Origin of the sequence: Streptomyces sp. MP131-18 (assembly GCF_001984575.1) — a bacterium.
In the GTDB taxonomy this organism is placed as follows: Bacteria; Actinomycetota; Actinomycetes; order Streptomycetales; family Streptomycetaceae; genus Streptomyces; species Streptomyces johnsoniae.
Map to the genome: position 1 here is coordinate 6,267,545 of NZ_LZNS01000001.1, position 2,862 is coordinate 6,270,406.

Here is a 2,862-nt window from a genome sequence, read left to right on the forward strand (position 1 = left end):
CCCCAACCGCGTCGCGTCCCTCCATCACCAGGTTCCACAGGTCGCCTGGGGTGTTCGCGCCGCCGGGGAAGCGGCAGGCCATCCCGACGATCGCAATCGGCTCGTTCGCGTCGGTGGTGGTGCTGCGGCTGATGGACGGTGGCTTGCGCGCGTTGGTGCTCTGCCCGCTGTCGGCCAGTTCGGTGCGGATGTGGTCGGCGAGCGTGGTGGGGGTGGGGTAGTCGAACAGCAGCGTGGACGGCAGCCGCATCCCGGACGCCTTGTTGAGCGCGTTACGCAACTCCACCGAGCTGAGCGAATCGAAGCCCAGGTCTTTGAACGACGCGCTGTGGTCGATGCCCTCGGGGGAACTGTGGCCCAGGACCGTGGCGATGTGACCGCGCAGGAAGTCGAGCAGGGCACGCTGCTGCTCGGGCTCCGGGCGGCCGGCGAGCGACTGGCGCAGCTGGTCGCCGTCCTGGCCGGCGCGGGCGGCCTGGGTGGCGATGGTGCGGCGCGGAGCGCGTACAAGTCCCCGGAACATGGGGTTCTGCGGCGTGGTATGCGTGCGCAGGGCCGCGAGGTCGAACTTGGCCGGGAGCATCACTGGATGGTCCGTGGCGAGCGCGGTGTCGAAGTGGGCGAGCCCGTGTGCCGCCGAAATCGGCAGGAGCCCGTTGCGGTTCATGCGGGCGCGGTCCTGCTCCTCCAGCGTGCCGGCCATGCCGCCGGTGGTCTCTGCCCACAGTCCCCAGGCGAGGGAGTGCGCGGGCAGCCCCTGGGCGCGCCGGTGGCGGGCCAGAGCGTCGAGGAACGCGTTCGCGGCGGCGTAGTTGGCCTGCCCCGGGGCGCCGAGGGTGCCGACGGCAGAAGAGAAGAGGACGAAGGCGTCCAGGTCGGTGCCGCGGGTGAGTTTGTGGAGATTCCAGGCGGCGTCGGCCTTGGGACGCAGGACGTTGCTGAAACGTTCAGGGGTAAGAGCTGTTGCGATGCCGTCGTCGAGGATGCCGGCGCAGTGGATGACGGCGCCGAGGGGGTGTTCCTGGGGGAGGGAGGCCAGGAGGGATTCCAGTGAGCCGCTGTCGGTGGCGTCGCAGGCGGCGATGGTGACCTTGGCATCGTGCTGGGCCAGGGCAGTGAGGATGTTGCTGTTGCGGGGGGTGGGGCCCCGCCGGCTGGTGAGCAGCAGGTGCCTGACGCCGTGGTGGGTGACCAGGTGCTGGGCCAGGAGAGTACCCAGGGCGCCGGTGCCGCCGGTGATCAGGACCGTCTTGTCCGGGTCGAACGTGACGGACGCGCCTGACGTTGGGGCGGACGTATCGACGGGGGCGAGGCGTGGGGTGAGGAACTGGCCCTTGCGGACGGCCAGCTGAGGCTGCGCGGTGGCCACGGCGGCGGGCAGGGCCTTGAGCGAGGACTCGCTGTCGTCGAGGTCGATCAGGGTGAACCGGTCCGGGTGTTCCGCCTGAGCCGAGCGGATGAGTCCCCACACCGACGCGCCTGCCAGATCCGGCTGCTCCTGCTGCGCACCGGCCGGAACCGCGCCCCGGGTGAGGACGACCAGCCGCGAATCGTTCTCCTCATCCGCGACCGACTGAACGAGACGGAGCACATGCTGCGTCAGAGTGTGAGTGGCCGTGACCGGGTCAGCTTCATCCGGGGAAACGCACCAGGTGAGGATCACTTCCGAGCCGGAGGTGTCCCCCTGACCGTTCCCATCGGCCAGTTCGGCCAGTGGAAGCCTCACTGTCCGCGCATCGGTCCCGGTCAGAGCCGCGAGGTGTTCGGCCCAGGCGGTGCCGATCGTGCCGGGGGTGGTGTCCTCGGCGGCCGGGAGGGGCGTCCAGCTGATCTGGTAGAGGTCCCCGGTGTTGGCGGCGCGCGCGGTGGCGAGCTGTTCCGGTGCGACTGCCCGCATGGCGAGGGAGTCGATCGTCATCACCGGCGCGCCCGTGGGATCGGTGATGGCCAGGGACGCCGTCCCGGGCGCGATCCAGGTGAGGCGCACGCGAATGGACACCGCCGCTGTCGTGTGCAGGGACACGCCGCTCCAGGAGAACGGGACACGGATGGAGTCCTGCGCCGCCTCCTGCGCGGTGACCAAAGCGCCCGGCTGAAGCGCGGAGTCGAGCAGTCCTGGGTGAATCCCGTAGGTGCCGGGGTCGGCGTCGGTGGGCAGGGACACCTCCGCCCACGTCGTGTCGCCGTCCTGCCAGGCAGCGCGCAGACTGCGGAACAGCGGTCCGTAGCCGAAGCCCGCGTCGACGATCCGGGTGTAGAAGTCCTGGATATCGATGGGCTGTGCGGTGGCCGGGGGCCAAGCGCCGTCGGCAAGCAGGGCATCTGTTGCCGGGGGGTTCTCCTCCTGAGCGGTGAGTGCGCCGGCGGCGTGGAGCGTCCACTCGCCCTCGGCCGGGGCGTTCTCGCTGCGGGAGTAGACGGAGAAGGAGTGCCGGCCGGTGTCGTCGGCGGCTTCGATCAGGACGCGGAGTTGCAGTGCTCCGTGTTCCGGGACGGCGAGGAAGATGTGGTGGGTGAGTTCGTCGATCTGGTTGCAGCCGATGTGGTGGGCGGCGTGGAGGAGGAGGTCGACGAAGGCGACGCCGGGGATGATGAGTGCGTCGTGTACGGCGTGTTCGGTGACCCAGGCGGGGTCGGTGGCGGTGATGCGGCCGGTGAAGAGGTGTCCGCCGTTGTCGGGGAGTTCGGCGAGGGTGGTCAGTACCGGGTGCCCGGTGGCGGTCAGGCCGAGGTGGCCCGCGTTCGCACCGCTTCTCGACGTGTCCAGCCAGTAGTGCTGGCGCTGGAAGGGGTAGGTCGGCAGATCGGGCGCGGAAGGCGGGGGCGGCGCGTCGCCCGCGAGACGGGGCCAACGGACGGACA

General features: G+C 70.4%; 1 protein-coding gene. It reads right to left on the reverse strand.

The annotated features are described in order from the left end of the window. Window positions 1-2,862: type I polyketide synthase (locus tag STBA_RS38055; protein WP_171987806.1), on the reverse strand; the 2,862-nt coding region annotated here is incomplete at both ends.